Origin of the sequence: Aestuariivirga sp., assembly GCF_020252405.1 — a bacterium.
GTDB lineage: Bacteria > Pseudomonadota > Alphaproteobacteria > Rhizobiales > Aestuariivirgaceae > Aestuariivirga.
This window is the reverse complement of record NZ_JADCDA010000099.1, coordinates 1-5,278: the sequence shown is the minus strand read 5'-3', so window position 1 is coordinate 5,278 and position 5,278 is coordinate 1. Positions and strand designations below refer to the sequence as shown.

Genomic DNA, 5,278 nt, shown 5'->3' with positions numbered 1-5,278 from the left:
GGGCCTTTGTCCACAGATTCCGATGCGGAAAGAAGCCCTCATCCGGCCTGTCGGCCACCTTCTCCCATCGCGTACCGCGACGGGAGAAGGGAAAACTGACATGGCACAAGACACGCCGCCGCCATATGCGATTCGCCTCCCGCCGGGGGAGAGGAAAGGCGGGGGCGGGGCTTTGTGGGAAAGGGAACCCTCATGGAGTCAATTGACCGCCCGGCGCTCTACAGCACGATATCAGCGTCCGGGTCACCCGCCGCCAGTGCATTGATATAGGCCAGGCACAGATCGCGGCTCAGATAGCGGCCATGGGCAGCCCGCGCTCGGGCAACCGATTGCTTAGGGCATGACAATATCCATCATCGATTATCGATCATGCCCAACACGCGGAGGAAAACTCGTGTCCCGGCTTAAAGACCTGAGCGCATGAAAGGAATCTCCCCCGCCCGGTTTCCCGAACGAGGGATAATCCTTCAGTGGATAAACCACTTTGCCGTGGTTTCCCGACCGACTTCCCGAAACCGATTTGCCATCCCCCTGCACATTTGTCAATATTTTCGATAACAGAGGGAGTGCTGGGCATGCGGGTTCTTGGCCTTGACTGCGGGATTGCGAGCGTTGGATGGGCTGTTCTGGAGGTGGCGGAGGGCCGGGAGGGCATCATCGCCGCCGGAACCCGCATGTTTGATGCGCCGGAGACCGACAAGGAGCGACAGCCCAAGTCTGAACTTCGCCGAATATATCGCGGCCAGCGCCGCGTCATTCGCCGCAGGCGGCAGCGGATGAACGCGGTGCGCCGCATTCTTCACGCCCACGGCCTGCTCGCCAGCGGCACGGCGGACGCCCTGCGCTATCAGGGCATCGACCCGTGGCAGGCGCGCGCCGCGGCGCGCGGGCGCCTGCTGTCTCCGCAAGAACTCGCCGTCGCATTGGGCCATATCGCAAGGCACCGCGGCTTCAAGTCCAACGCGAAATCGCGCGGCAACGATCCGGAAGGATCGAAAATGAAGAAGGCCATGGCCGAGACGCAGGAAAAGATGGCGGGCCGCACCTTCGGCGAATTCGTTGCGGCATCGCCCGGCCGCAAGCGCAACCGCGATGGCGATTACGCGCGCACGCCGCTGCGCGACGATCTCGCGCATGAGGCTCGCGCCATCTTCGCCGCGCAGCGGCGGCTCGGCAACCAGGCCGCCACGCCATCGCTCGAACAGGCCTTCACCGAGGCCGCCTTTTTCCAGAGACCGCTGCAGGACAGCGAGAAGCTGCTGGCGAACTGCGCCTTCGAACCGGCGGAAAAGCGAACCGCGAAACGCGCCTATTCCTTCGAGCTGTTCCGCTACCTCTCGCGCCTCAACACGCTTGAACTTCGCGAGGGCAAGCTCACGCGCCGGATCACGCCCGCCGAACTCCACGCCGCCATCGCCGCATTCGGCCAGAGCAGGAAGATCAGCTTCACCGCCCTGCGCAAGATCATCGGCCTCGCGGATGAGGCGCAATTCTCCACGGTGCGAAAACAGGATGAAGGCGGTGATGTGGTTGCCCGGCATGGCGAAGCCGCGCTCGGCGCCGCGATACTGCGCGGCGTCATCGGCCCCGCGGCATGGGAGAGGCTCGCCACCACACCCGCCACGCTTGACCGCATCGCCGAAATCATCTCCTTCCGCGAGACGGCGGAAGCCATCCGCGCCGGGCTGGAGGAATTGCCGCTCGATCCGGCGACAGTGGAAACGCTGATCGCCGCCACGCAGGCAGGCAGCTTCGACAAGTTCACCGGCGCCGGGCACATGTCCGCGAAGGCGGCGCGCAACATCATTCCGCACCTGGCGGAAGGGCTTGTCTACTCCGAAGCCTGCGCCCGCCACGGCTATGACCATGTGACGAGCCGGGAGGGCAACGCTTTTGACGTGAAGGCCCACGGCAAGGAGGCATTGAAGCGTATCCTCAAGGGCGAAGTGATCGACCGTTCGCTGGTCGGCAGCCCCATCGCCCGCAAGGCGTTGATCGAGGCGGTCAAGCAGGTCAAGGCGGTGGTGGAGGAATACGGCATTCCGGACGCCATTCACATCGAACTTGCCCGCGACGTCGGCAAGGGAATCGACGAGCGCCGCGAAATCGAAAGCGGCATCGAGAAGCGCAACAAGGAAAAGGAGCGCCTTCGGGCGCGCTTCGCGGAGGATGTGGGCCGCCCCTGCTCCTCCGCCGAGGACCTGCTGCGCTACGAGCTCTGGCTTCAGCAGAACGGCCGCTGCCTCTACTCCGACACCACGATTTCGCCCGCCGACATTGCGGCGGACAGCAATGCGGTGCAGGTGGACCATATCCTGCCATGGAGCCGATTCGGCGACGACAGTTTCAACAACAAGACGCTGTGCACGGCGCGCGCCAATCAACAAAAGCGCGGCCGCACGCCTTTTGAATGGTTCGCGGCGGACAAGACGGAGGCGGACTGGGAGGCCTATGCGGCGCGCGTGCAGTCGCTCCCCACCCTCAAGGGCTTCAAGCGCCGCAACTACACGATCAAGGATGCAGCGAACCTCGAACAGAAATTCCGCGACCGGAACCTGAACGACACGCGCTGGACCTGCCGCCTGCTCGCCGAATGCCTGAAGCAGCTTTACCCGCGCGGCGAAGGCACCCGCCGCGTGTTCACGCGGCCCGGCGCCTTGACTGACAGGTTGCGCCGTGGCTGGGGCCTGCAAAAGATGAAGAAGGACGAGAAGGGCCAGCGCATTCCGGACGACCGCCACCACGCGCTGGATGCAATCGTGGTGGCCGCCTGCACCGAAAGCCAGTTGCAGCGCCTCACCGCCGCATTCAAGAAGGAGGAGGCAAGCGGCAGCCCGCGTGACTTCCGCGCGCTGGACGCGCCATGGCCCGGCTTCCGGCAGGATGTCATGGCGGCTGTCGAAAAGGTCTTCGTCTCGCGCGCCGAGCGCCGCCGCGCGCGCGGCGAGGCGCATGCCGCCACCATCCGCTCCGTGTCGGAGCGCGACAACGGAAAACTCGTCTTCGAGCGAAAGCGCATTGCCGACCTGAAGCCCGCCGACCTTGACAGGGTAAAGGACCCGGAGCGCAACGCCGCCACCATCGCCAGCCTTCGCGCCTGGATCGAGGCCGGCAAGCCGCAGGGGGCGCCGCCACTCTCGCCCAGGGGCGACCCGATTGCCAAGGTCACGCTGCTCACCACGAAGAAGCCCGATGTGCTGGTGCGCAACGGTGCGGTTGATCGCGGCGAAATGGCGCGGGTGGATGTGTTCAGGAAGCAGAACAAGAAGGGAGCATGGCAATTCTACTTGGTGCCGGTGTACCCGCACCAGATCGCCACGATGGAAACGCCGCCGAACCGCGCATGCCAGGCCTACAAGGACGAGAAGGAATGGCCTGCCATAGATAGTGAATGTGAGTTCCTCTGGTCGCTGACGCCGATGAATTATCTCGAAATCGAAACCGGCAAGGGAGCACTGTTAGCAGGCTACTATCGTGGCTTTGACCGGGGTACAGGCGCGCTGAAAATTTCGCACGACCGCAACTCAAGTGACGAAATCGCGGGCATCGGCGCAAGGACGCTGAAGACTTTCAACAAATATACGATAGACCGTTTGGGAAAACGGCATCTTGTCGAACAAGAGCGGCGGACATGGCGTGGAAAGGTGTGCACATAAGCCGTCCCGCGCGGCTCTCCTCAAGGGACGCGCAATTGGTGGTGAACCAGGAGGATGGCGAAGTGACCATGCCCATCGAGGATGTTGCGTGGATCGTCCTCGACAGTCCGCAGGTCACAATCTCCGCCGCGCTCATCGCCGCCTGCATGGCAGCGGGAGTCGCTGTCATCTTCACGGATGAGCGGCACACGCCTTCGGGCATGGCGCTGCCCTTCCACCGCCATCACCGGCAGGCGGCCGTGGCCGCCATGCAGATCGGCCTTTCCCAGCCACTGCGAAAGCGGCTGTGGCAGGCGCTCGTTATCGCCAAGATCGAGAACCAGGCCGCCTGCCTCGAACGCGCTGGCAGGCAGGCAGATAGCCTTCTCGCCATGGCAAAACAGGTGGCTTCGGGCGATCCCGACAATGTGGAGGCCCGTGCTGCCCGTGAATATTGGCAGCTTCTTTTCACCGGTTTCACCCGCTCCGACGAGGCGGACCTGCGCAACAAGATGCTGAACTACGGCTATGCCGTGCTGCGCGCCGCGATTGCCAGGGCCATCGTCGCCAACGGCCTGCTCCCCTGTTTCGGGCTGTTCCACAGAAGCGCCACCAATGCCTTCAACCTCGCGGATGATCTGCTCGAGCCGTTCCGCCCCTTCGTCGACCGCGGAGTGAATGATCTTGCGGAGGGCGCGGAGCCAGCCGCGCCCCTCACGCTCGATCATCGCCGCGCGCTGGCTGGTATCCTTAACGGGGACGTTCGCTTGCAAGGCCAGACCGTCAGTGTACTGATTGCCACGGATATTGCCTCCCAATGTCTGGTGCGCGCCATGGAAGCGTCTTCGCCTGCCCTGCTGTGCCTGCCCAAACTGTGAGTTTGAGTATTGTGAGTGTGAGTGATGAAATCCGCCGAGGTGCGTTATATGTGGCTGTTCGTGTTCTTCGACTTGCCGGTCGGAACCAAGGTGGAGCGGCGCGCCGCCACCCGCTTCCGCAACTTCCTGAAGGACGATGGGTTCCTGATGCTGCAATGGTCCGTTTATGCCCGCGTCTGCAGGGGCGAGGAGGCCACCGGCAAGCACCATGCCCGCGTCACCAGCAACTTGCCATCCAGGGGCAGTGTGCGCACATTAACCGTCACCGAGCGCCAGTACGCCCGCATGAAACTGCTGATAGGCGAATCGAAAAGAAGTGAAAAACTCGCCGCGAACCAGCTCGTACTGCTCTGATTTCCCTTCCTATCCGGAAGGAAAATCAGAGTGCTGTCAGTCACTTGGTGTGGTCGTAGCCTACCACTGGGAAGTCGGCAGGGAAACCACGGCCTTCCAGCCCGGCAACGTTGCGACGGTGTGAGCCTACCACTGGGAAGTCGGCAGGGAAACCACGGCCGTCACCAAGCACAACGGCCTGCACATATTAGCCTACCACTGGGAAGTCGGCAGGGAAACCACGGCCTCAGCCTTGGCGCGGTGGCTTCATCCGTCAGCCTACCACTGGGAAGTCGGCAGGGAAACCACGGCAAAATCCTGGACAGCATCGACGGCGCACACAGCCTACCACTGGGAAGTCGGCAGGGAAACCACGGCCTGACAGATGCGCGGTCGCAAGCCGCTTCCAGCCTACCACTGGGAAGTCGGCAG

Annotated in this window: 3 protein-coding genes and 1 CRISPR repeat array; all 3 genes read left to right on the top strand. The window is 63.3% G+C overall.

The window, feature by feature from the left end; translation table 11 throughout:
• The first annotated feature begins 575 nt into the window (after positions 1–575).
• Genes cas9 through cas2 form a run of 3 tightly spaced genes read left to right on the top strand, consistent with a single transcriptional unit; the run spans position 576 to position 4,867 of the window.
• The gene (gene cas9, locus IOC69_RS13270) at positions 576–3,656 is read left to right on the top strand and encodes a type II CRISPR RNA-guided endonuclease Cas9 (protein ID WP_290544036.1); all 3,081 of its coding nucleotides are present in this window, start codon (positions 576–578) and stop codon (positions 3,654–3,656) included.
• A complete protein-coding gene (cas1, locus tag IOC69_RS13265; RefSeq protein WP_290544035.1) occupies positions 3,632–4,513 on the top strand; it encodes a type II CRISPR-associated endonuclease Cas1 in 882 nt (293 codons plus the stop codon). The genes cas9 and cas1 overlap by 25 nt, the downstream gene beginning before the upstream one ends.
• Before the next feature lie 24 nt (positions 4,514–4,537).
• Positions 4,538–4,867 carry a CRISPR-associated endonuclease Cas2 gene (cas2, locus tag IOC69_RS13260; RefSeq protein ID WP_290544034.1) on the top strand — a complete coding sequence of 110 codons (330 nt, stop codon included), beginning with the start codon at positions 4,538–4,540 and terminating at the stop codon, positions 4,865–4,867.
• Positions 4,868–4,924: 57 nt separating this feature from the next.
• Positions 4,925–5,225: a CRISPR direct-repeat array (repeat unit 36 nt; unit sequence AGCCTACCACTGGGAAGTCGGCAGGGAAACCACGGC).
• Positions 5,226–5,278: the final 53 nt, after the last annotated feature.